Genomic DNA, 24489 nt, shown 5'->3' on the forward strand with positions numbered 1-24489 from the left:
TTAATCCATTCCGATTACATAAACCACTATTAATTATTGATACATTGAATCTTTTTAAAATTGCCATTTTCTTTATAATATTTTTGGTGAGTCTATTAAAAAAATAAAGACAGGTAGTAAATGCAAACTTATTTACATCTAACTGTACTGTCTTTTTATACACATATGCGATAATTATAACAGATTATCTAATTCTATCAATCGGCTTATCTCAATATGAGGTAAGCACCTTGCATCAGTAAGATGATAAATATCTTGCTCAAAGATATTTATCCAACACGATAAATAATCATTATTGATGGCGCCATTAACATCAGTCTCTAAATTGTCGCCGACATGTAATATATATTTATTGGGTATGGATAATTTTTTTGCAGCCAAATCAAAAATTTCTGGAAATGGTTTTGAACGTCCATCCGGTCCACCACGTAAAGAAAATTGGAAATAGTCTCCCAATCCGATTTTATTTACATCGACATTACCATTAGTAATTACAGCTAGTGGATATTTTTTTGCTAGTTTAGTTAATAAAGTATGTGTTGATTGAGGAATAACCATCTTATGCCGCCAAACATTGAAACAATCTACAGCATCATCAATTATCTGAGGATGTTGAGACACGGGTATACTAGTTCTATTCAATAATGATTTTATAGTATCTATCCGCCAAACTATCACATCATGATAAACTTCCGGATTGATTGAGAGCACCAAACTTTTTTCTTGGAAATATAAATCTAACGTTAAATTTTGAAACTGTTCATATTTCTGTAAATTTTTTATCATTTCCTCTTCAGCTTTATCTACAATCATACTATTATCATATAGAGTATCATCTAGATCGAAAGTGATCGCTTTAATGCAGTCAATTGAACGATAAAAATGCATTACTTTTTCCCTCTTTTAGCTCGTGGATGAGCAGAATCATAAACTTCCGATAAATGTGAAAAATCCAGATGAGTATAAACTTGTGTAGTGGATAAATCAGCATGACCTAGTAATTCTTGTACTGCTCGCAAATCACCACTCGATTCAAGCATATGTGTTGCAAATGAATGGCGTAGTTTATGTGGGTGAACATGTGAACTTAATCCTTGTTTGATACCCCATTGAGCAAATCGTTTCTCCACATTACGAGGAGAAATTCGTTTCCCCAATTTAGAAATAAATAGTGCATCATCCTGAGGTTTTAATTCATTTCGCATGGTTAACCAATATTCAATCCATTTTACAGATTCTCGCCCTAAAGGTAATTTCCGTTCTTTATTACCTTTTCCCATTACCCGGACTTCCCCTTCCCTTAAATTTAGCTCTCGACAATTAATGTTAACTAATTCAGAAAGACGTAATCCAGAACCATACATAACTTCGAGCATAGCTCTATCGCGCACAGATAATGGATCGTTATATTCAATATCTAGTAATTGATTAACCTCATCAATATCGATATTTTTAGGAAGATGCTGGCCTAATTTAGGGTTAACTACACCTCGAGCAGGATTGACGGAAATCATTTCATTCTTCACCATCCAATCGAAAAAACTTCGCAGTGCAGACAATCGTAAGGAGAGACTTCTTGCTTGTAAACCGGTTTGCCGACTTCTGCTAATTAATAATCGTACAGCTGACGAATCAATAGCTTGCCATTTTTCAATATCCAGATCCTTGGTTAAATCGATAATGGCATAAAGTTGACGGCGATAATTAACTTGTGTGTTTAGGCTAAGTTGTTTTTCTGATTTTAGATAGTTTAAGAAATGCTCAACCGGCTCAGCTAATAAAGTGGAATAATTTGGATTAGTTTTAGCCATCATCGTTCCTTACTTTCTTCGCATAATCCATTTTTCAATCAAAATAGGTAATATCTCACTAACTTTCTCTAATAACAAAGTTCCTTGCCCAACTTGATAATGTTGTGGATCTGGGCTAGTAAACATCAAAAGACCGAGGTCCCCAAATTGACCAAATAATGATAATGCAACTGATCCGACATAACCATGCTGCGGTAATAAAAAATCTAATTCAGTTGTGTTTAATTGACCTAAATAAAATTGACTATACTGTAGATGACGAACACGAATAAAATCAAATTGTAATGAATTTAAGGCTAAATGATGATAGCTAGATGGCGCACTAAGTAACCATTTATCATCGAAAAGATATAAATAAGCACCATTGAGCCCTAAATCTTTAGCCCAATTTTTTAAAGATACAATTAATTCATTAATATCTTTTGCTTTAATTAAGTCGAATTGCAATTTCATTAACTGATTAAAAAGCAGTTCATTAGCACTAGCATGCTCCATTAGCATGGTAATTTCAGACTCTAACTGATTAATTTTATTACGCTGTCTAGCCATGTGCCATTCAGGTAACGAAATAATTCCGCGAACTGGATGTGGTACACGCATTCGTTCAATCTGAGCAGCATTACGAATGAAGAAATCAGGATTATCAATGATATACTGACTGACCATTTCATCATTCAATTTGACAAAGTTTTTTTGTCGACGATGAGGCTTATATTTAACTGTCTGTGCTTTTTTTATGACCATAATTTATTTCTATCGTACTCAGTATCAAATCCTAAATTACATCAGTTATTAAATTGAAATATAACCATCATATACATGTGTTGCTGGTCCAGTCATATAAAGGGGTTGCTGATTGCCTTTCCATTCGATAATTAATTTGCCACCAGGTAAATTAACATTTACTCGTGGATTTAAGAGTCCTTGATTAATACCAACTGCGACAGCCGCACAAGCACCAGTACCACAAGCCTGTGTTTCACCAACACCTCGTTCAAATACGCGCAAATTAATATTATTTCGATCGATAATATGCATAAAACCAATATTTGCTTTTTCAGGAAAACGTTCATGTTGCTCTAACAGTGGACCAAGCGTTGATACTTGAGCTGTTAATATATCATCAACCTGAATAACACAATGCGGATTACCCATTGAAGCAACGCCACACAGAACTGTTTGTTCTTGTGCACGAATAATATAAGTTTTTTCTTCTTTAATGGCTTTGAAAGGAATTTTACTCGGCTCAAAAATAGGGGTTCCCATATTAACACGTACGGTTTCATCATCATTAACCGTCAATACAATATTACCTTTCATAGTACTTACTTTTAAAACACGTTTTTTCGTCAACCCTTTCAAACGAACAAAACGAGCAAAACAACGTGCACCATTACCACATTGTTCTACTTCTGAACCATCTGCATTAAATATGCGATAGTGGAAATCGCTTTCTGGCGAATAAGGTGGTTCAACAACAAGTAACTGATCAAAGCCAATACCGGTATAGCGATCTGACATGCGCTTAATCAATTCGCTCGAAAGATGAACATTTTGCGTTAGTGCATCAATAACCATAAAATCATTACCTAATCCATGCATTTTAGAAAAGTTCATCTTTGCTTACCTTTTTTTAATTACCTATTACTCTAATTAAGTTTAATTAATAAAGCGCTTTATTTGCCAAGCGAATGAGTCCATCGCATCACACACTCTTAAAAGATTATAATACTAATTCACCACGCCATAAATCATCAAACGTCTCACGTTTTCGAATTAACTTATATTGTTTTCCTCCTTCAAGCAAAACTTCAGCTGGACGTGGGTGACTATTATAATTTGACGCCATACTAAAACCATAGGCACCAGCACTACAAATAACCAATAGATCACTTTGTTCAACGGACAACTCTCGTTGATAAGCTAACACATCGCTAGATTCGCAGATTGGTCCAACGATATTGTAACATTCTTTTTTATCAGAACTTTTTGGTTCTCTGACTGGCAAAACTCGCATCCAAGCTTTATAAAGAGCTGGTCGAATTAAATCATTCATTCCCGCATCAACAATAGCAAAATGGTTACCATCTTGATGTTTAGTGTATTCAACTTTAGTAATTAATAAACCAGCATTAGCCACAATTGAGCGGCCTGGTTCAAAAATAATTTCAAGATCAGCATAATTGGTTAATTTCGCGAGTAACTCTGAAACAAGTGTAGATGCAGAAATAGGTGTTTCATTATCATAACAGACCCCTAATCCACCACCTAAATCAATATGTTCAAGGTGAATATTTTCTGCTTTGAGTTTATCAACCAATATTAAAATCCTATCAGCAGCATCTAAAAATGGCGATAATTCTGTTAATTGAGAACCAATATGGCAATCAATACCAACTATCTTAATATGGTTTAAACTAGCCGCTTTGCGGTATACATCAAGGGCTAATTGATAACTTATGCCGAATTTATTTTCACGCAATCCTGTTGAGATATAGGGATGGGTTTTGGCATCCACATCAGGATTAATTCTTAATGAAATTGTTGCAATTTTACCTAATTGTTGAGCAATTTCGTTGATACGATATAATTCCGCCTCCGACTCAACGTTGAAACATTTAATACCAACTTCAAGCGCACGTTTGATTTCTTCAATAGATTTTGCGACACCAGAAAAAACTATCTTTCTAGGTTCGGCACCTGCTTTTAGCACCCTTTCTAATTCACCCTGCGAGACAATATCAAAACCAGCACCAAGTTTTGCCAACAAATTTAAAACCGATAAATTACTGTTAGCCTTAACTGCATAACAAATTAGATGTTTCTTATCTTGAAGAATTTGCTGATAAGCAAGAAATTGTTTTGTCATATGAGCAGCAGAATAGACATATAACGGAGTTCCATATTGCTTTGCTAGATCAGAGATAGCGACTTCATCTGCCAATAACTGACCATTACAATAATGTAAAAATTTCATTGAATTATTCCTTTAAGCTATGTTACTCACATCATTAGATTGAACAAATGTGCTTGACTGCTCATTAGGATAATATAATGGGCCTTTTAAACCGCAACCAACTAATGTCAAGATGGCTAATAATATGGAGAATAATTTGATCATTGATTTCATATAATATTCGCAATTCTTTCATTTTGTTATAATGACCATTATATTACACGATAGGCCAATTAGTGGAAAGAATAAATAAAAATCTCTTAATATTAATATGTTGCTATAAAAGAGTTTAATAAGATCTTAAGGTTAAAAATAACATGTCATTCTGATGCGTTCTGATGACTATTTTTTTAATTCGACTGAATAGATAAAGCCCAAATAAGACATTAATTGAGCTTTATATCATTTTTATTACAGATAAATTAGGAGAATAGTGCATATCCTGATTGGGATGCCATAGCATTTAGGCTTTGTTGAGCAGTAATAATATTTTGCTTCCAATTATCATCTTTAGCCCACATTTCAATCACAAAAGGAGCACAATAATCCATTAATTTTAATGTATTAAAAATGGCCGGAAAATCAACTTCGCCTTCACCAATAACTAAATCTCGAAATTGCCCAGAATAATTAGATTTAACTCTTTTGGTATCTTTGAGATGAATTTGCACAATGTGATCACGACTTAATAAAAGTTCGGTGCACACATCGTAATTCCAACCAGAAATATTACCAACATCCGGATAAGCCATAAAGTATGAAGACGGTATTTCCCTTTTCAGAATCTCGAATTTACTTAGTGAATTAAGATAGTCAGTATCCATTATTTCTACAGCTAACATAATACCTGCTTTTTCTGCTTGTTTGGCACTCCACTTCATACCTTCAATAAAGCGTTGATGGGTTTGATTACTTGCTGGTTCATAATAGACATCATATCCTGCAAGCTGAATGACTCTGACACCTAATTTATAAGCAAGTACTATTGCCTTGTTCATTATGTTTTTTGCTTGTGCGCGAATATGTTCATCATTGGAACCGAATGGATATTTCCGATGAGCACTTAAACAAATAGAGTGCAAAGCTATGCCCATTTGTTCTGACAAATGACGTAATGAATAAATTTCATCATCAGACCAATCCAGCCTTGCACGACGTTCGTCTGACTCATCAATGGATAATTCAATAAAATCGAATCCTAATGCTTTTGCTTCATTAAATTTTTGTTGCCACGTTAAATCATTTGGTAATGCTTTTTCATAAATACCAATACGAGGCGTGGTTTTTTTGATATTTATTGCTCTTTTTGTCATAATCTAAACCTAATAAAAATGGAACAATATGCATTGCAGTTGAATTGACAACTGCAATATACCAATTACCAATATTTAGCTATCTGCTCTCTTAAAGCTTGTGCAGTTTGTTGACCATTTTGGTTAGCAAGAGCACGACCAGCAATAAAGGCTTTCGTTTTGATTCCTGCAAAAAGATGAATATCTTCAGGTACAATACCGCCCGTGATAGAGAGCTCAAGGCCTAAGTCGGAAAGTTGACGCATTTTAACTAAGTCTTCTTCACCCCATCCAAATCCAGCTAATTCTGCATCACGAGAACGATGATAAATAGCTTGCTTTATACCTAACTTTCGCCAGGCTTTGGCATCATCTAGAGTCCAATGACCATATAACTCTATTTGAATTTCTCCATTAAATTCATCAGCAACTTTTTTACAGGCTTCAATAGTTGCAATATGTGCAGCCGCTGAAACAGTTAACCAATTAGCACCTGCAGAAAAAGCCATTTTGGCTAAAATCGCGCCACCGTCGGTAGTTTTTAAATCACAAACCAAGATATGGTTAGGGTATTTTTCTCTTAACGTTTTAACGCCACCAATACCTGCACCAAAAGCAAGAATTGTTCCCACTTCGATAATATCCACAAAACCAGCAACATTTTTTGCAACTTCTAAAGCTGGTTGTAATTCTGTTTGATCTAATGCGATTTGTAGTTTAGGTTTTGTCATTTTATTTGCCCTCTTGCATTCTATTTTTGACCATAATAAGCATTCGCACCATGTTTACGAAAATAGTGCTTATCCGATAAAGCTTGTTGAATTTTTATTGTTTGATTAAGTTGACGTGTAGAAATAGCCATCATTGCGACTTCTTCCAATACGACTGCATTATGCACAGCATCTAAAGCATTTTTACCCCAACAAAATGGAGCATGACCAGAAATAACTGCACCCGGCATCGCTTTAGGATCGAGCCCGCGTCGTTTAAACTCTTCAATAATCACAAGTCCGGTATTTTTTTCATAATCATTTGCTATTTCGCTATCGGTTAATCGACGCGTACATGGCACATCACCATAAAAATAGTCAGCATGGGTTGTTCCTAAGGCAGGTACATCGAGCTCTGCTTGTGCCCAAATAGTCGCATAACGAGAATGCGTATGAACAATACCACCAATATCTTTAAATGCTTTATAAAGCTCAAGATGAGTAGCGGTATCACTTGATGGATTTAGATGACCTTCGATAATGTCACCATTTAGTGCAACCACTACAATATCATCAACTTTCATCTTGTCATACTCGACACCTGATGGCTTAATAGCAATAACACCTTTATCACGATCAATCTCGGACACATTGCCCCATGTAAATGTCACCAAATGATATTGAGGCAATGTTAAATTAGCTGCTAATACTCTTTCTTTTAATGCTTGATACATAAATTAGCCTCCATTTAATGCCTTATCGATGACCGCATAAACATCTTCTTTGTTTTTGCAAGCTCTTAACTTATCAAGATTGACTCCAGTTTCACTGGTTTCATCATCTAACACCTGGGTAACCTCCATTAATCCTTCCATGTGTTGATCTGATGTACTTCCTGCTAAAGTAACAAGCACATCAACAGGTTCTTCTTCGCCATCGAAATAAACTGGTTGATTAAGGGTTACTAAAGCAAAAGCAGTACGATTGACTCCATCTTCTGGTCTGGCATGAGGCATGGCAAAATTAGGTGCAATAATAATATAAGGCCCCATTGTTTTAACGCAGTGGATAATTGCGTCATAATAAGAAGGTTTAATTGCATTTGAAGCGACTAACATATCGGTACCTAATTTGACAGCTTCTTGCCAATTAGCAGCATTTGCTTTTAATAATATTGAATTATTTTCAATTAATGATTCTTTCAAAGCCATCGTTGTACTCCTTTCTTCTCTTTATATTTAATCGATTATTGAGCAAGTACTTTTTTAATAATCTCAATAAGCTCATCACCGAATGTGTTTGGATTAAGCATATTTTGTACACCTAAAGCATGTTGTCCTTCATTAACTTCGATTTCGTGAATCAAGTGTTTTGATGCAACAATAATGTCAACATTGGGTAAACGTGATTTGTAATCAGTTACCGCGCATGAATCCATCACATTTGCAATACCTTTCTTATCTAGATAATTAGCTATTTTCATTTTCATCATCATTGAAGAACCTTGCCCACTTCCACATACCGCAAGGATACGTATCGGACGACCTTCAGCCACGGCTACTTCATCCATTTTATCTACCACGGCTTCATTAACATCTTGTTGATTATCGTTAAATTCTGGATGATCTTTTTGCATTGCTTCTTCTTGTTTAAGCTGTTTTGCAGCAAAAAACATATAAACTAAAGCTAATGCAATTAATAAATAGATAAATAAATGAGAAAATGATAAGCCTTGTAAAATTGGTGGGAATAAAATTGCCCAATCAGCCATACCCATCCAAGCGTCAATAGGAGTACCATTTTGAGCAAAAATGTAAATGACCCAAGCTGAACCAAATACTTCAATCATGCCCATAACAAAACAGAGTTTCATCACCGCCTTCCAACCACCAAAATGGTTTGCAAAAACACCAATTGTCGCATTAGAGAAGAACATTGGAATAAAACCAGGAATAATCATAATCGGTGATTTGAAAATAAGTAATAAAGCAATCGCTAAAAATTGTCCTAATGCACCCCAAATAAAACCAAATACCATAGCATTAGGTGAGAATGCATAAATCGCAGCACAATCTATTGCTAATACTGCATTAGGGATCAATTTTTCCGAAATACCTTTAAATGCCTCAGATAATTCAGCTACAAACATTCTTACCCCACCAACGATAACTTGTATGGCAACAGCAAATTTCAATCCTGTTTCAAGAATATAAATAGTCCAATGAGTAGAGCCAGCCATAGTTTGCAAATTATCCAAACCAAAAGAAAGCAAAATAATGCCAAAAAAGAATGTCATAACAATTGCTGTAGCAGCGATACTGTCATGAAAGATATGTAACCATTTAGGTAATTTAAGGTTATCAACAGAATTGGCTTTATCGCCTAATTTTGGTGCCAATTTAACAGCAATCCAAGAACCAAGTTGTTGCTGGTGTCCAATTGAAAAACCAGCACCACCAGTCACCGCTTCGGTAGGCTTAAACATCATATTGGAAAATATTCCCCAATATAACGCTGTAATGATTGCTGAATAGATTATTGTTTCCCACATGCCATAACCGAAAAGGAAATAGAATAAAGTAATCAACCCTACTTGTTGGAACATGATATGGCCTGTTAACATAATGGTACGAATACCGGTAATACGACGAAAAATGACTAAAACAATATTAATTGCTAGTGCTAATAAAACCGCATATCCTACCCACGAATACTGATCACCCATACCGTTTTCAACAGCAACCATTGATGCATAAGTGTCAATGATAGATCCTTTAATACCATGATATTCAGCTAATTTGGCAATAACCGGCTTAAAGGTCGAAACCAACACATTTGAACCCACTTGTAACAACATAAACCCAACAATGGTTTTAATTGTTCCTTTTAAAATTGTGGTTATGTCTTTGCGTAAAAGACAATAACCAAGCATTGTCACCAAGCCTAGTAACAAAGGTGCTTTCGTCATGACTTGACTATAAAAAATATAGAAAATGTTATAGATTACTTCCATATGCCCCTCTCATTGGTTATTGGACACTGTTTGCATTACAAATCCTTATTAACTTTTCAATGCAGGATAATTAACGCTATCCAGATGCCACTTATATGGTTGTTTAGTGTGAGGTTAGTTTTTTTCTTAAAACTTAACTCAGTTAATCAATCGTGATTCATTAACTGATATTCATCTTCCATAATCACAATTAATCATTCAATGATTATTTGTGATTATTTTGACGTAGATCACTTTTCTATAACAATCAACTGTAAAACTGTGATGGATATCACATTATCGCTAAAAAAAACACCATGCAAATCAAATTATAGCTATATTAATCAATACATTAAATTATTTTATCTTTAATGAGACATGATCAGCGATTGACAATAAATCCAATGATAATTATTATCACAAATAATCAAATTAGCTCATGGTGTTATAAGAGGTTATCAATGAATGAAATTGTGCGACACAACGAAATTGTTGCTTTAGTCAATGAAAAAGGTGAGTTAAAAGTCACCGAATTAATTGAAATTTTCTCCATTTCTCCGGCTACAGCTAGAAGAGATATAACTAAACTTGCTTTAGATGGGCGAGTGCGAAAAGTACGTAATGGTATTTTACGGTTAGAAGAACAAAAACCTATATGGGCACCAATAGATATCAATAATACCGATCACTATCATGAAAAAGCACGCATCGCGATACGTGCAGCTAAACTATGCGAAAGTGATGAAAACGTTGTGATTAATTGCGGTTCAACAGCATTTTTATTAGGGCGTGAATTGTGTGGTAAAAATGTCTCAATTATTACCAATTATTTTCCATTAGCCTGTTATTTAATTGAACACGATCATGAAAACGTCATCATTATGGGAGGGTTATATAACAAAACACAAAATATCATACTCAACCCTATTGCCAGCTTTACTGATTCTTATGCAGCAAAATGGATGTTTACTAGTGGCAAAACATTAACACCAACTGGTCTTTATAAAAATGAGATCTTAGGTGCAGTTGCAGAACAACAAATTTTAGAAAAAGCTGAAAAATTAGTTGTGGTGGTAGATAGCTCCAAAATCGATACTAAAGCCAACTCCGGTATGCTTTTTTGTCCTGTAAATAAAATCGATATTTTAATTACAGGTAAACAAGCGAATAAAGAAGTAATCGATTGCATAAAAGAGCAAGGCGTAGAAGTAATATTAGTTTAACTATTAAATGAAGAAAAGGAACATAGTATGAGTAAAGTGAATGAAATTACCCGTGACTCTTGGATTTTAAACACTTTTCCTGAGTGGGGAACTTGGCTTAATGAAGAGATAGAAAATACGGATGTTAAACCTAATACGTTTACCATGTGGTGGCTTGCTTGTACGGGAATTTGGTTGAAATCAGCTGGTAACACCAATATTTCTGTCGATTTCTGGTGTGGTACAGGTAAAAAAACCCACGCCAATCCCTTAATGAACAAACAACACCAGATGATGCGCATGGGAGGTGTACGTGAATTACAACCTAATTTAAGAACCAGCCCATTTGTTTTAGATCCATTTGCTATTAAACAAATTGATGCCGTCATGGCGACACATGATCATGCGGACCATATTGATGTCAATGTTGCAGCTGCAGTTATTCAAAATTGCTCACCAGAAGTAAAATTTATTGGTCCTAAAGCTTGTGTCGAATTATGGAAAAGTTGGGGTGTACCGGAAGAACGCTGTATTGTTGCAAAAGTAGGTGAAACCTTACATGTTGGTGATATTACGATTCATGTTTTAGATTCATTTGATAGAACATCACTTGTAACTTTACCTAAAGGTGTTTCATCAACAGATAAATCCATTTTAGATGGGATGAATGATCGTGCAGTCAATTATTTATTCGAAACAACCGGTGGTTCACTCTACCATTCAGGGGATTCTCACTATTCAAACTATTATGCAAAACACGGTAATGATTATAAAATTGATGTTGCTCTTTTATCTTATGGCGAAAATCCACGTGGTGTAACCGATAAAATGACTTCGTCAGATATTTTACGCGCAGCAGAATCTCTCAACACTAAAGTGGTCATTCCATTCCACCATGATATTTGGTCTAATTTCCAAAGTGATCCTCGTGAAATAGAAGTATTATGGGATATGAAAAAAGACCGCCTAGAATATCAATTTAGACCATTTTTCTGGCAAGTTGGTGGTAAATATACATATCCTACTGATAAAAATAAAATGCATTATCAGCACTATCGAGGATTCAGAGATATCTTTACCGATGAGCCGGAATTACCATACCGTTCATTCTTATAAATAAAATTAACACTAATATTTATGGACTTATAGATATCGCTATAAGTCCTTTTTTATGAATAACGCTCTGCTTTTATTGAATATTATATGGAAAAAAGCTATTGCAGTTCTCAACTACTATCATAATTTAAGCATTAATGTACTTTTCTCGATCAGGTAGCCAACATTCAATTAGCTGATTAGCACTTTCGGGATAATTCTTCTGTAAATAATAAGAGGCTTTTTGCACTTCATTAATTATATGTTGATCACGGATTAAATCAACTACTTTGAAGTTAGCTACCCCTATTTGCCTTGTACCTAGAATTTCGCCACTACCACGAATCTCTAGATCTTTTTGGGCAATAACAAAACCGTCATTACTTTCTCGCATCACCTTCATACGTGCTTGAGCTATTTTACTTAAAGGTGCTTGATACATAAGAACACAATGAGATATTGCAGTACCTCTCCCTACTCGCCCACGTAATTGGTGCAGTTGTGCTAAGCCTAAACGTTCAGCATTTTCAATAATCATTAAGCTGGCATTAGGCACATCAACACCGACTTCAATAACCGTTGTGGCAACTAATAATTGAATTTTACCGTCTTTAAAATCCTGCATGACAGATTGTTTTTGATCTGATTTCATTTTGCCATGCACTAAAGCAATAATAAGATGCGGTAAGCGTTCTTGTAATTCTGCAACTAACATTTCTGCAGCTTGAGCATCAAGCGTTTCAGATTCTTCAACTAAAGTACAAACCCAATAGACTTGGCGATTATCAATACAAGCTTGATTGACACGTTCAATAATTTCATCACGACGAGAATTTGGTATCACTATCGTCGATATTGGCGTTCGTCCTGGAGGTAATTCATCTATGATTGATACATCTAAATCTGCATAAACTGTCATCGCTAGGGTTCTTGGAATTGGCGTTGCTGTCATTATTAATTGATGAGGATGACACTCATCTTTAATACCTTTTTCCCAAAGACTTAATCGCTGGTTTACACCAAAGCGATGTTGTTCATCAATAATCACCAATCCTAATTGAAAAAACTTAACTTTCTCAACAAATACGGCATGAGTACCAATTAACATTGAAATTTCGCCTAATTCAATATCATCATATCGTCGTTTTTTATTTTTTGCGGTTAATCGCCCAGTTAACAACTCAACCTTTATTCCTAGTGGCTCAAACCATTGACAAAAATTATGAAAATGTTGTTCGGCTAATATTTCGGTCGGCGCCATTAAAACAACTTGCTTATTATTTTCAATAGCATTTAGAGCGGCTAAAGCTGCCACTAACGTTTTACCTGAGCCCACATCTCCCTGAACTAATCGCATCATTGGAACTGACTTAGCCATATCTTGATAAATATCCTGTACGACTCTTTTTTGCGCATTTGTCGGTTCAAATGGCAAAGAAGCAAGGAAAGGCTGAGAATAACGCTTATTACTATGCATTGGATAAGAATGTTGTTTTTGATTATCAACCTTAATAAACAACATACTTAAATGATAAGCAAGCAACTCTTCAAAAACAAAACGCTTTATTGCTGGATGTTCTCCATCAATAAGCTGATCTACATTCGTTGTTAATGATGGATTATGAATAATATCTAATGATTCAACAACAGATAAATAACCATTGCTTATTGAAACCGGTAAGATTTCAGCTGGTGGGTTTCGTTTTAACAATATTAATGCCGATTGTATTGCTTTACGGATGACATTCTGAGTTAACCCATAGGTGGTTGAATAAATCGGCGTAAATCGCTCTTCGTTTGGTTCAGAAAAACTAGGCGACTCCTCTTTTTTTGATTGAATATTAAATTGTGGGTGAATCATTTCTGGATAATGGCTCCCCCTCTTTATTTCTCCGTAAGCCCTCACCCATTTACCGGATGCCATGGCAGTCTTCATACCCATGTTGAAATTGAGAAAACGTAAAATAGCGATACCAGAATCATCCTGAATATAGCAGAGCAACATTTTACGTTTAGTTGTAATTATTTCACTTTTGATAATTTGACCTAAAATTGTGGTCGTTTCACCAATAGCAACATCACTAATTGCTGAAGATGTCGAACGATCTTCATAACGTAAAGGAAAATGTAATAAGAGATCTTGAACAGATTTAATACCAAGTGCAAAGAATTTTTTTTCTAAACTAGGCCCAATACCAGCTAATTTTGCAAGCGGTATTCGGTTTAGCAAACGATCAACCATAATAACTAATTAATATTACGTGTCACACTCACTACATCTTGTTGTAGTGATAATTTTCGGATTAAATCATTAAGTTGTTGAGTATTCTTAACTTCAATTTGCAAAATAATTGTATAGATTTGCCTATCTTTTTCTTCCGTGTTTAACCATTGAATATGTGCTTTCTCATCATTAATGATAGAAAGAACATGGCCTAAAGAACCCTGATTATTAATAATATCTACCCAAATTTCAGCTACAAAAAACTGCTCAATATCTGGTGCCCATTTAAGCGAAATATATTTATCGGGATTATTCTGATAACCACTAACATTGCGACAAGATTCATGATGCACAGTTAAACCTTTTTCAGGGCTAACATGACCGACAATAGGATCATTAGGAATAGGATGACAACATTTTGAAAAAGTAACTAATACCCCTTCACTTCCTGTTATAACTAATGTTTTATTTTCATCAGATTGATTAAATAAAAGCGCTTTATGTTCAAGACCTTTGACAATAAAATGGCTCATAATATTGCCTAACCCTATTTCAGCTAATACATCCTCAAACGAAGTCAACTTAGTCAAACTAACAATACGATCTTTCTGCTTATCAGTTAGCGAGTCAATTCCACCCGATTTAATGAGTGCTAAATTAAGCAATTTACGACCTAATAAAATAGCATCTTCGCGCTTCAAGGTTTTCAATGCTTGTCGAATGCGAGATCTTGCTTTAGCACTAACCACAAAATTAAGCCAACTTGCATTAGGACGACTTTCTGGAGACGTAATAATTTCAACAGTTTGACCATTGCTTAAAGGTTGAGAAAGCGGGTAAGGCTTACGATCAACTAAAGCCCCAATACACTGGAAACCAATATCAGAATGCACAGCATATGCTAAATCAACTGCTGTTGAACCTTCAGGTAATTGAACAATTCGACCTTTGGGTGTAAAAACATAAATTTCTTTTGGAAAAAGATCAGATTTAACATTTTCAATAAACTCAAATGAATTACCAACACTTTGCTGAAGTTCCAACAAGCTCTGCATCCAACGCTGGGCTTTAATCTGAGTAGTAGTGTTATTTAACTCATCATTTTCGTTATAAATCCAATGCGCAGCAACACCCATTTCTGCCATTTGATCCATATCTTCGGTTCGAATTTGCACTTCCACAGGCGTACCATGTGGGCCAATCAATGATGAATGCAACGATTGATAACCATTCGCTTTAGGAATAGCAATATAATCTTTAAAACGATTAAGTCGAGGTTTATATAAGTTATGGACTAAACCAAGTGCACGATAACAAGTATCAACATCATCAACTACAATTCGGAAAACATAAATATCCATAATTGAATGGAAATGCTGTTCACGAAGTTGCATCTTTTGATAAATAGCATAAATGTTCTTTTCAAGCGCTTCCACTTGGGCATTGATATTCGCTTCAGATAAACGCCCTTTAATTTCTGATAGAATTTGCTGAATAAGCTCTTTTCTGGTGCCACGAGCAATCTTAACGACTTTTTCAAGAACTTTAGCGCGATTAGGATGCATCGCCGTAAAACCAAGTATTTCAAGCTCAGTTTTAATATGATGAATACCTAAACGATGAGCCAAAGGAGCATAAATCTCTAATGTTTCTTTAGCAATACGTCGACGTTTATCCGGTCTTAATGCCCCAAGAGTACGCATATTATGCGTTCTATCAGCTAACTTAATTAGAATCACTCGGACATCTTCGGTCATGGCTAAAACCATTTTGCGAAAATTTTCAGCTTGAGCTTCTTGTCGGTTTCTAAATTTTAACTTATCAAGTTTCGAAACACCTTCAACTAACACTGCAACATGTTTGCCAAATTTTTGTGTTATATCTTGAAAGGTGACTTGGGTATCTTCGATGGTGTCATGCAAAAGTGCAGCGATGATGGTCTCATAATCCAGCCGCATATCGGCTAAAATGGTTGCTACAGCAACCGGATGAGTAATATAGGGTTCACCGCTACAACGGAATTGTCCTTCATGCGCTTGTTTCGCAAAAAAGTAGGCATTTTGAATTAATTCAACTTGTTTAGCTGGAAGATAAAATGCAACAACCTCTTTTAAGCTTTCAAAATATTGCATGGACAATTCTCAGCAATCTTTATTCGTATGAGGGAGTATTTTCTAAAAGTACCGTTTCATGAAGAGCATTACGCACTTCTGATTCTTCATCTTGACGAGCTTGGAATTCAGCTGTATCAAGAATTTGTTTATTTACAAGCCCATCTTCAATTTCGCGTAAAGCAACTACAGTTTCTTTATCGTTTTCTTCTGGAATTAGTGGCGTTTTGTTTTCAACTTGTAATTGACGAGCACGTCTTGCTGCAACTAAAACGAGATCAAAGCGATTACCAATTTTTTCTACTGCATCTTGGACAGTTACACGAGCCATTTTTACCTCTAATATATTAACTTATATGCTTCAATTGAAAGATCCGCTATTTTACTTAATTTTGTAGGGAATTGTCCATAACTAATATTACTAACAAATGAAAAACCCCTGTAAAATCGTTCTAAAAGCGGAAGCAATATTATAAAAGTATTTGTTAAAACTATACGATAAAACTATACCAATAACTCTAACCAGACGTTAGGCCCAATGATAGGCAGATTTAAAAGATAACGACGCAAACCATCTAAAGCAATCGCAGATAAAATTTGTTGTTGGATCTTATTATTTTGAACTCTACCAGTATACTTCAATTTAAAATGCAATTCTTGATTTTTAGTGACAATAACTAAAGTAAATTCCGTATTCTTTTCTTGAAAATTGACTACCCCTAGCGCAATATCGGCTTTTTGATTTTGCAATACTTGTGAAAAGTAATTAAGTGGTTCTTCCATCACAAAAGGTACCACTTCTGATTTCACCACGGGGGCATTGGCTTCTAATAGGTGATAACCAATTACTCCAGCTGATTGTTGTTCAATGACCACAATAGATTGATTCGTTTCATTTAACAATCTTGATACAACCTGAGCTAAACCTGATACACCTTGATTAACACCTTCACAAAGTAAATTATCTGCAACAATAGACTTTATTTTGTGCCATGCGCTATCCATTTCACTTTTTTTACTTTCTGGCCCAGTTAATTTCAATTCAATAATAGGCATTGCTGCACGATAACCAACTGTAATAAAATCAGGAATATCTAATGAAGTCTCGATCTCCATTCCTAAATCACTTTCTGTTCGTCCCATGGTGGTTAATCGATAACAGAGTTTACGTTCGGTTATAGGATAGATCATCTTAATGTCAGGCAAAATTGAAGTTCTAATCATTTCTTTAAATTCAGAAGGAACGCCTGGCGTAAAGAATAATAGACAATTATTTAACACCATCTTAAAGCCACATGCCGTTCCAATTGGATTATCAATTAACGTTGCACTTTGAGGTAACATAGCTTGTTTGATATTGCTTGATGGCATTTTTCTACCGCGATTAAGAAAGTAGCGTTCAAGTACTTTAAGCCACTCATCGTGTAAAACTAAAGACTCATTATTAGCCTGTGCAGCTGCTTGTGCACTTAGATCATCACTTGTTGGTCCTAACCCTCCATTCACAATTAAAATATCATTGTGTAAGCTACGCTCTTGCAGAGTATCAACCAATGTCAACAAATCATCCCCTACTGTATGGCGCGAAGTGATAGAAATGCCTTCTTCAAATAAAAAATCAGATAACCAAGCTGCATTAGTATCAACAATTTGACCATATAAAACCTCATCACCAGTACTAAGCATCTCAATTTTGAGTGGATCTTTTATCTGATTCATAATTATCCCTAGCTAATTAAAAAATGATTAAAAATTTAATTATTTACATCCTCGTCGTTTTTGCTTTCCATATGTTCTTTACTCTGAACTGACCTAACAGCAAAATAAAGATCATAAGCAAACTCAATATAATCAGTATCTAATTTAATATTCATCTGCTTAAACCAATTCTTCAATGTTTTACGTCGGCCAGATAAAATCAGTACCACATTTCTAACCTTCAACGATTTAACCAACTCGTCAATACCGGTCAAAACACTAACATCTTTATAGGTAAAGCAAGGAATAGCATCAACAATCACATAATTAATTGTCTCAGGAGATTCATCTATATAATTAATAATCCTACGTTTAAAGTATGCAATATTGAAATAAGTTAATGGAGAATTAAAGCGATAAATCATAGTGTTACTTAATGGACTAACATCCGAACCAATTGAATGAATTCGTCCACTTTCATCAACACCTAATAATTGATCATTCGGCCTAAACACACGACGTAAAAATAAAAACAGCCCTAATAAAACGGCCAACGCCATACCGGGAATAATACCAATAACTAACACCGAAATTAACGTAGTTAAGCTTAAATAAAACGCATCACGATCGAATTTAAAAAATCGGATAATAGTTTGGAAATTGATAAGAGATAAAGAAGAATATATTAAAATCACCGCCAACACACAAGTTGGAATATATTGTAGTGGTGACAAAAAGAACAATACGACAAAGCCAATCAAAACAGCCGCAATGATTGACACTAATTGCGTTTTACCACCATTGGCATCATTAACCGCGGTACGTGATGAGGTACCGCTGACTACAAAGCCTTGCGATAAACCTGCAACAATATTAGCCATACCTAATGCTTTAAATTCAACATCGGCATTAGTCTCATAATTATTTTTAGAGGCAAAGCTTCGTACCGTAATCATCATACTTACAAAACAAATAACGGCGATATTGAGCGAAGGAACGACTAAATTACGCATCAAGCCCTTATCAAAATCAATCCATGACTCAGCAGGAATAAAATCACTCGTTACTCCACCAATGATTCGAACATTATAATGTTCAAAATTAAACAGCCAAGAGAGAAACGTCATAATAATAACAGCAAACAAAGGGGCTGGATAACGTGGTTTGAATTTTTTCAATACAACCAAAATCGCAAGTGTAAAAAAAGATATAAATGCCGTTAACACATGAATTTCAGATATTTTAAAAGGTAGATAAGCAATGCGTTCAATCAAATAAGAATAATCATACTTAAAGCCAAACATCTTAGCTAACTGATCGACCATAATAGTAATTGAAATCCCATTAAGTAGACCAATCAAAATTGGCTGACTTAATAAATCCGCCAAAGCACCTAAATGGAGTTTACCGGCAATCAAGCACCAAATACCGATCATAATGGTCAACAGCACCACCAATTGCCAACGTAAAACAGGATCATTAGCTGCTAAAGGAAATACCACAGCAGCAACCACAGCACAGGTAGCTGTATCGGGACCGACAATCAATTGCCTGGATGAACCAAAAAGCGCATAGACAATAAGCGGCAAGATAGTTGAATATAATCCCGCAATCGCACCGACGCCTGTAAGCTCTGCATAAGCGATAGAAACAGGCAAAGAAACTGCTGCCACTGATAATCCCGCTTTAATATCAAAACTAAGATATTCGCGCTTATATCGCAATAAACTCATCAGGCCTGGCATCCAAAAAATAATTTTTTGGAATAATGCGCTACTGGTAAACTTTCCCATGTTTGATTATTTCCCTGCTACACTCATATTTTCTACTAATATTGATCCAGTTTGAATATTACTTCTTGTCTCAATATCACTGCCTATTGCCACAATATTTTGGTAAATATCCTTAAGGTTACCCGCGACGGTAATTTCATTGATTGGATACTGTATTTTACCATTTTCCACCCAAAAACCAGAGGCGCCACGCGAATAATCACCCGTAACATTATTAACACCTTGTCCCATTAATGACGTAATAACAACACCTTTATCTAATTTTCTTAACATTGTATCAAAATCAGCATCAGTTTGACTTGGTGAAACTAACCAATTATGTATACCACCAGCATGTCCTGTCGATTTTAGCCCTAATTTTCTGGCTGAATAGTTACTTAACAAATAAGTTTGTAAAATACCGTCTTCAATGATATTGCGCTTAACTGTTTTGGTTCCTTCACTATCAAAAGGTGATGACCCAACTCCTTTTAAAATATAAGGATCTTCTAAAATTGTCAGCCAAGAAGGAAAAATCGCATTACCCACACTATCTAATAAAAAAGAGGATTTTCGGTAAATAGCACCACCACTAATGGCTCCAACTAAATGGCGAATCAACCCAACAGCAACTTCTGCACAAAAAAGAACTGGAACTTGCATAGTCTTTATTTGTTTAGCACCTAAATGAGCAACCGCCTTTTCAGCAGCATGATTACCAACCCAATCAGGTGATTTTAATTGGTTAGCAACACGGGAGGACGTATATTCATAATTACGCTCCATTTGCCCATTTTGTTCAGCAATAACAGAGCAAGAAAGTGAATGCGAACTTGCACAGTAACCTTGTAACATCCCTAAACTATTACCATAAACATAAACACCATAACGACTATTAAAATAACCACCGTCACAGCTTATTAAAGAAGACCTTGCCAACGCACTTAGTTCAACCTGTTTTGCCTGTTCAATTGCATTATCAACATTCAAATCACTTGGATAAAACAGATCTAAATCTGGCGCATCAAAAGCCATTAAATCGGGATCGCCAAGACCAGAACAAGGATCTGCTGACGTATATTGCATAATATTAATAGCCATATCCACAGTTTGACTGATTGCCTGTGGCGACAAATCACTGGTTGACGCACTACCCTTACGCTGATTTTGATAAACAGTAATACCTAACGCACCATCACTATTAAACTCAACATTCTCAGCCTCACCATCTCGTGTACTAACACTAATACCTGTTGATTGATTAATCGATACCTCAACCGCATCAACTCGAGCTTTTGCCTGGTTAATAGCATCGGCAACAATTGCTGACAAATGTTGCTTTTGGCTTAACGCGTCTTTTTTAATTTGTTCAATACTCATTTTATTATTTTCTACAATTCTGCTAGTGATACGTTATAATATGCCAGAATTCAATTTTAGTTAACAAAAGAAATAGCATGAATAACAATCAAGAGCCAAATTTAGAACCTGACTTCAACATTGATCCTCAAGACGATGACATTATTTACGTCAGTAAAAGTGAAATCAAACGTGATGCTGAAGCACTTAAAAAGTTAGGTGTCGAACTTGTCAACTTAAGCAAAAATGAAATTGCTAAAATTCCCCTTGATGAAGATCTACTTTATGCGATTGAATTAGCGCAAAAAATAAAAAAAGAAGGCTATCGAAGGCAAATCCAATACATTGGTAAACTGCTTCGAAGTCGTGATATTGAACCTATAACATTAGCTTTGGATAAACTTAAAAATCGCCATAACCAACAAGTCGCCCTATTTCATCGATTAGAAAAATTGCGTGACGAACTTATAGAAACGGGTGATGCAGAATCAATAATGGGGCTTTTCCCTTCCGCAGATAGACAGCAACTACGCACACTAGCGCGTTTAGCCAAAAAAGAACTCTCTGCAAACAAAACCCCAAAAACAGCCAGACAAATTTTTCAATATCTAAAAGATTTGAGCGAAACAGAGTAAATTTTTATAATGTTCGCTTTATATTTATCATTAAACACAATTAACAAATAAAAGATAGAGGACACAAAAATGGGACTATTAAATGTACCAGCAGGTAAAGAATTACCAGACGACATCTATGTTGTAATCGAAATCCCAGCGAATGCTGACCCAATTAAATATGAAGTTGATAAAGACACTGGTGCAGTATTTGTCGATCGTTTTATGGCAACAGCAATGTTCTATCCATGTAACTATGGTTATATCAACCACACTTTATCACTAGATGGAGATCCTGTTGACGTATTAGTCCCAACACCATACCCATTACAACCAGGTTCAGTAATTCGTTGCCGTCCAGTTGGTGTATTAAAAATGACTGATGAGGCGGGTTCTGATGCTAAATTAGTTGCAGTACCACACACTAAACTTTCAAAAGAATACGATCATATTAAAGATGTAGATGACTTACCTGAATTATTAAAATCTCAAATCAAACACTTCTTTGAACAATACAAAGCCCTTGAAAAAGGTAAATGGGTAAAAGTTGAAGGTTGGGATAACGCAGAAGCAGCTCGAAAAGAAATTATCGAATCATTTGAACGTGCAAAATAAACCCTTCTTTACAAAAAAGTAATCGCTTTACCGAGTCATAAAGAAAAATTTTTATGACTCGCATTTTTAGACTTTTTTTGACTTTCGAAATAACTTCAAGTAGTTATAATATCAGTAATTTGCTATAGATCAAAAAACGATCAATTATCAAAAAATCATATAAAAAACTTCATCCTAAGATGAAAAAAATGTCATGAAACTCTTGCTTTCGATTATGATTTATGAGGTAATAGTCGTGGGTGAACAAAAGAAGCATTTTTATGGAAACGATTAACTTTTTAATTTAGTGGTAAACTGGTTAGATTAGTTTTTGAGTTGATGTAAACAATGTTTTGTTAAGCCTAAACAGCCGATAAGGCAAATTATTAATTATTGTTAGGATGTCTAGTAAATGAATAAAAAAACAGGCCAAGTAAAATGGTTCAATGAAAGTAAAGGTTTTGGTTTTATTACCCCAGCCGATGGAAGCAAAGATGTATTTGTACACTTCTCTGCAATCTCAGGCGACGGCTTTAAAACCTTAGCTGAAGGACAACAAGTCGAATTTGCGATCCAAGATAGCCCACGTGGACCAGCAGCGGCTGAAGTTGTTGTTATCTAATTAAATTTTAATTAAATAATAAAAGTAAAACGCCTATTTTTTCAAATAGGCGTTTTTTATGCTTACGAATAATCATTCTTAGCAGAAATAAAAAAGCGACTCAAGGTCGCTTTTTTATCAATTACAATGCTTCTTATTTTTTAGAAACAACTGCGATTAAGTCTAATACTTTGTTTGAATAACCAACTTCATTATCGTACCAAGATACTAATTTAACAAAGTTATCGCTTAATTGGATACCTGCTTTAGCATCAAATACAGAAGTACAAACTTCACCTAAGAAATCTGTAGACACAACGTCATCTTCAGTATAACCAAGAACGCCTTTCATAGGACCTTCAGCTGCTGCTTTGATAACTTTACAGATATCTTCGTATTTAGCTGGTTTAGCTAAACGTGCAGTTAAGTCAACAACAGAAACGTCTGGAGTTGGAACGCGGAAAGCCATACCAGTTAATTTACCATTTAATTCAGGGATAACTTTACCTACAGCTTTAGCAGCACCAGTTGATGAAGGGATGATGTTTTGAGCAGCACCACGACCACCACGCCAGTCTTTATGAGAAGGACCATCAACAGTTTTTTGAGTTGCTGTAGTTGCGTGAACTGTAGTCATTAACGCTTCAACGATACCGAAGTTATCATTAACTACTTTAGCTAAAGGCGCTAAACAGTTAGTAGTACAAGATGCGTTAGAAACGATATCTTGACCAGCATAATCTTTATCATTAACACCCATTACAAACATTGGTGTGCTATCTTTTGAAGGACCAGTTAAAACAACTTTTTTAGCACCAGCTTGGATATGTTTACGAGCAGTTTCATCAGTTAAGAATAAACCAGTTGCTTCAGCTACAACATCAACACCTACTTCATTCCATTTTAAGTTCGCAGGATCTCTTTCAGCAGTAACGCGGATTGTTTTACCATTAACGATTAATTTACCGTCTTTAACTTCAACAGTACCGTCAAAACGACCGTGAGTTGAATCATATTTAAGCATATAAGCCATATAATCAACGTCTAATAAATCGTTGATTGCAACAATTTCGATGTCAGAACGTTTTTGTGCAGCACGGAAAACAATACGACCGATACGGCCAAAACCATTAATACCTACTTTGATTGTCATAACAATTACCTTCTTTATTTGTGTTAAATGATAAAATAATTGGCAATAAACTACCAAATTTTTGTGGTTTATTCAAGCTGAATTAAAATAATTGGTAAGAATAAATTTAACAGAAAACCATCTTAATTATCATCCGATGATAGCCAGCCTAAATAGGCATATTATAAATCAAAAATCTAATTTTATTTTCAATATAAACTTATTTTAAATCAATGATGATAATGCACTAACACTCATTTTATTGATAATGACTTAAACTCACTTCAACCTCAAAAGCGATAATATCGATTAACTTAAAAAGTTGA

General features: G+C 35.0%; 23 protein-coding genes. 5 read left to right on the forward strand and 18 right to left on the reverse strand.

Annotated features, from left to right (window positions below; genetic code table 11):
• Nucleotides 1–174 precede the first annotated feature (174 nt).
• From yigB to A9G08_RS07770, 11 genes are all read right to left on the reverse strand, one after another.
• Nucleotides 175–888: a 5-amino-6-(5-phospho-D-ribitylamino)uracil phosphatase YigB gene (gene yigB, locus A9G08_RS07725; RefSeq protein WP_065563129.1), complete on the reverse strand. Its 714-nt coding sequence runs from the start codon at nucleotides 886–888 to the stop codon at nucleotides 175–177.
• Nucleotides 888–1811 carry a tyrosine recombinase XerC gene (gene xerC, locus A9G08_RS07730; protein WP_065563130.1) on the reverse strand — a complete coding sequence of 308 codons (924 nt, stop codon included), beginning with the start codon at nucleotides 1809–1811 and terminating at the stop codon, nucleotides 888–890. The genes yigB and xerC overlap by 1 nt, the downstream gene beginning before the upstream one ends.
• A 9-nt stretch (nucleotides 1812–1820) precedes the next feature.
• A complete protein-coding gene (locus tag A9G08_RS07735) occupies nucleotides 1821–2555 on the reverse strand; it encodes a DUF484 family protein (RefSeq protein WP_065563131.1) in 735 nt (244 codons plus the stop codon).
• A 48-nt stretch (nucleotides 2556–2603) separates the two neighbouring features.
• Nucleotides 2604–3428: a diaminopimelate epimerase gene (gene dapF, locus A9G08_RS07740; protein WP_065563132.1), complete on the reverse strand. Its 825-nt coding sequence runs from the start codon at nucleotides 3426–3428 to the stop codon at nucleotides 2604–2606.
• Between the two features lie 106 nt (nucleotides 3429–3534).
• Complete coding sequence (lysA, locus tag A9G08_RS07745) at nucleotides 3535–4788, reverse strand: diaminopimelate decarboxylase (RefSeq protein ID WP_065563133.1); 1254 nt, start codon at nucleotides 4786–4788, stop codon at nucleotides 3535–3537.
• Between the two features lie 12 nt (nucleotides 4789–4800).
• Nucleotides 4801–4941, reverse strand: a complete 141-nt coding sequence (gene lptM / locus A9G08_RS11885; RefSeq protein ID WP_141673954.1) for an LPS translocon maturation chaperone LptM — start codon at nucleotides 4939–4941, stop codon at nucleotides 4801–4803.
• 248 nt (nucleotides 4942–5189) lie between these two features.
• Nucleotides 5190–6080: an L-ribulose-5-phosphate 3-epimerase gene (locus A9G08_RS07750; RefSeq protein WP_065563134.1), complete on the reverse strand. Its 891-nt coding sequence runs from the start codon at nucleotides 6078–6080 to the stop codon at nucleotides 5190–5192.
• A gap of 65 nt (nucleotides 6081–6145) precedes the next feature.
• The gene (locus A9G08_RS07755) at nucleotides 6146–6790 is read right to left on the reverse strand and encodes a 3-keto-L-gulonate-6-phosphate decarboxylase UlaD (protein ID WP_065563135.1); all 645 of its coding nucleotides are present in this window, start codon (nucleotides 6788–6790) and stop codon (nucleotides 6146–6148) included.
• A gap of 20 nt (nucleotides 6791–6810) precedes the next feature.
• On the reverse strand, nucleotides 6811–7503 hold the full coding sequence (locus A9G08_RS07760; RefSeq protein WP_065563136.1) for an L-ribulose-5-phosphate 4-epimerase: 693 nt from the start codon (nucleotides 7501–7503) through the stop codon (nucleotides 6811–6813).
• A gap of 3 nt (nucleotides 7504–7506) precedes the next feature.
• Complete coding sequence (locus tag A9G08_RS07765) at nucleotides 7507–7980, reverse strand: PTS sugar transporter subunit IIA (RefSeq protein ID WP_065563137.1); 474 nt, start codon at nucleotides 7978–7980, stop codon at nucleotides 7507–7509.
• 35 nt (nucleotides 7981–8015) lie between these two features.
• The gene (locus tag A9G08_RS07770; RefSeq protein ID WP_065563138.1) at nucleotides 8016–9782 is read right to left on the reverse strand and encodes a PTS ascorbate-specific subunit IIBC; all 1767 of its coding nucleotides are present in this window, start codon (nucleotides 9780–9782) and stop codon (nucleotides 8016–8018) included.
• Nucleotides 9783–10222: 440 nt separating this feature from the next.
• Here A9G08_RS07770 and ulaR point away from each other — a divergent pair, with 440 nt between their 5' ends.
• Both ulaR and ulaG read left to right on the forward strand, forming a co-directional pair.
• Nucleotides 10223–10984: an HTH-type transcriptional regulator UlaR gene (ulaR, locus tag A9G08_RS07775; RefSeq protein ID WP_065563139.1), complete on the forward strand. Its 762-nt coding sequence runs from the start codon at nucleotides 10223–10225 to the stop codon at nucleotides 10982–10984.
• Between the two features lie 27 nt (nucleotides 10985–11011).
• Nucleotides 11012–12079 carry an L-ascorbate 6-phosphate lactonase gene (gene ulaG, locus A9G08_RS07780; protein ID WP_065563140.1) on the forward strand — a complete coding sequence of 356 codons (1068 nt, stop codon included), beginning with the start codon at nucleotides 11012–11014 and terminating at the stop codon, nucleotides 12077–12079.
• A 127-nt stretch (nucleotides 12080–12206) separates the two neighbouring features.
• Here the strand turns inward: ulaG and recG are convergent, their stop codons facing one another.
• The 6 genes from recG to pmbA all read right to left on the reverse strand — a co-directional run bounded on the left by recG (nucleotide 12207) and on the right by pmbA (nucleotide 21243).
• On the reverse strand, nucleotides 12207–14300 hold the full coding sequence (recG, locus tag A9G08_RS07785; protein WP_065563141.1) for an ATP-dependent DNA helicase RecG: 2094 nt from the start codon (nucleotides 14298–14300) through the stop codon (nucleotides 12207–12209).
• A 5-nt stretch (nucleotides 14301–14305) separates the two neighbouring features.
• On the reverse strand, nucleotides 14306–16414 hold the full coding sequence (spoT, locus tag A9G08_RS07790; RefSeq protein WP_065563142.1) for a bifunctional GTP diphosphokinase/guanosine-3',5'-bis pyrophosphate 3'-pyrophosphohydrolase: 2109 nt from the start codon (nucleotides 16412–16414) through the stop codon (nucleotides 14306–14308).
• 19 nt (nucleotides 16415–16433) lie between these two features.
• On the reverse strand, nucleotides 16434–16724 hold the full coding sequence (rpoZ, locus tag A9G08_RS07795; protein WP_065563143.1) for a DNA-directed RNA polymerase subunit omega: 291 nt from the start codon (nucleotides 16722–16724) through the stop codon (nucleotides 16434–16436).
• Between the two features lie 173 nt (nucleotides 16725–16897).
• The gene (locus tag A9G08_RS07800) at nucleotides 16898–18112 is read right to left on the reverse strand and encodes a CinA family nicotinamide mononucleotide deamidase-related protein (RefSeq protein WP_065563144.1); all 1215 of its coding nucleotides are present in this window, start codon (nucleotides 18110–18112) and stop codon (nucleotides 16898–16900) included.
• Nucleotides 18113–18147: 35 nt separating this feature from the next.
• Nucleotides 18148–19884: a SulP family inorganic anion transporter gene (locus tag A9G08_RS07805; protein WP_218058448.1), complete on the reverse strand. Its 1737-nt coding sequence runs from the start codon at nucleotides 19882–19884 to the stop codon at nucleotides 18148–18150.
• A 6-nt stretch (nucleotides 19885–19890) separates the two neighbouring features.
• Nucleotides 19891–21243: a metalloprotease PmbA gene (gene pmbA, locus A9G08_RS07810; RefSeq protein WP_065563145.1), complete on the reverse strand. Its 1353-nt coding sequence runs from the start codon at nucleotides 21241–21243 to the stop codon at nucleotides 19891–19893.
• A 77-nt stretch (nucleotides 21244–21320) separates the two neighbouring features.
• Here pmbA and yjgA point away from each other — a divergent pair, with 77 nt between their 5' ends.
• From yjgA to cspE, 3 genes are all read left to right on the forward strand, one after another.
• On the forward strand, nucleotides 21321–21857 hold the full coding sequence (gene yjgA, locus A9G08_RS07815; protein WP_065563146.1) for a ribosome biogenesis factor YjgA: 537 nt from the start codon (nucleotides 21321–21323) through the stop codon (nucleotides 21855–21857).
• Between the two features lie 69 nt (nucleotides 21858–21926).
• Nucleotides 21927–22451, forward strand: a complete 525-nt coding sequence (gene ppa / locus A9G08_RS07820) for an inorganic diphosphatase (RefSeq protein WP_065563147.1) — start codon at nucleotides 21927–21929, stop codon at nucleotides 22449–22451.
• A 391-nt stretch (nucleotides 22452–22842) separates the two neighbouring features.
• Nucleotides 22843–23052 carry a transcription antiterminator/RNA stability regulator CspE gene (gene cspE / locus A9G08_RS07825; protein ID WP_025315032.1) on the forward strand — a complete coding sequence of 70 codons (210 nt, stop codon included), beginning with the start codon at nucleotides 22843–22845 and terminating at the stop codon, nucleotides 23050–23052.
• Nucleotides 23053–23185: 133 nt separating this feature from the next.
• Here the strand turns inward: cspE and gapA are convergent, their stop codons facing one another.
• Nucleotides 23186–24184 carry a glyceraldehyde-3-phosphate dehydrogenase gene (gene gapA / locus A9G08_RS07830; protein ID WP_065563148.1) on the reverse strand — a complete coding sequence of 333 codons (999 nt, stop codon included), beginning with the start codon at nucleotides 24182–24184 and terminating at the stop codon, nucleotides 23186–23188.
• Nucleotides 24185–24489: the final 305 nt, after the last annotated feature.

This window comes from Gilliamella sp. wkB195, from assembly GCF_001690445.1.
Taxonomy (GTDB): Bacteria; Pseudomonadota; Gammaproteobacteria; order Enterobacterales; family Orbaceae; genus Gilliamella; species Gilliamella apicola_E.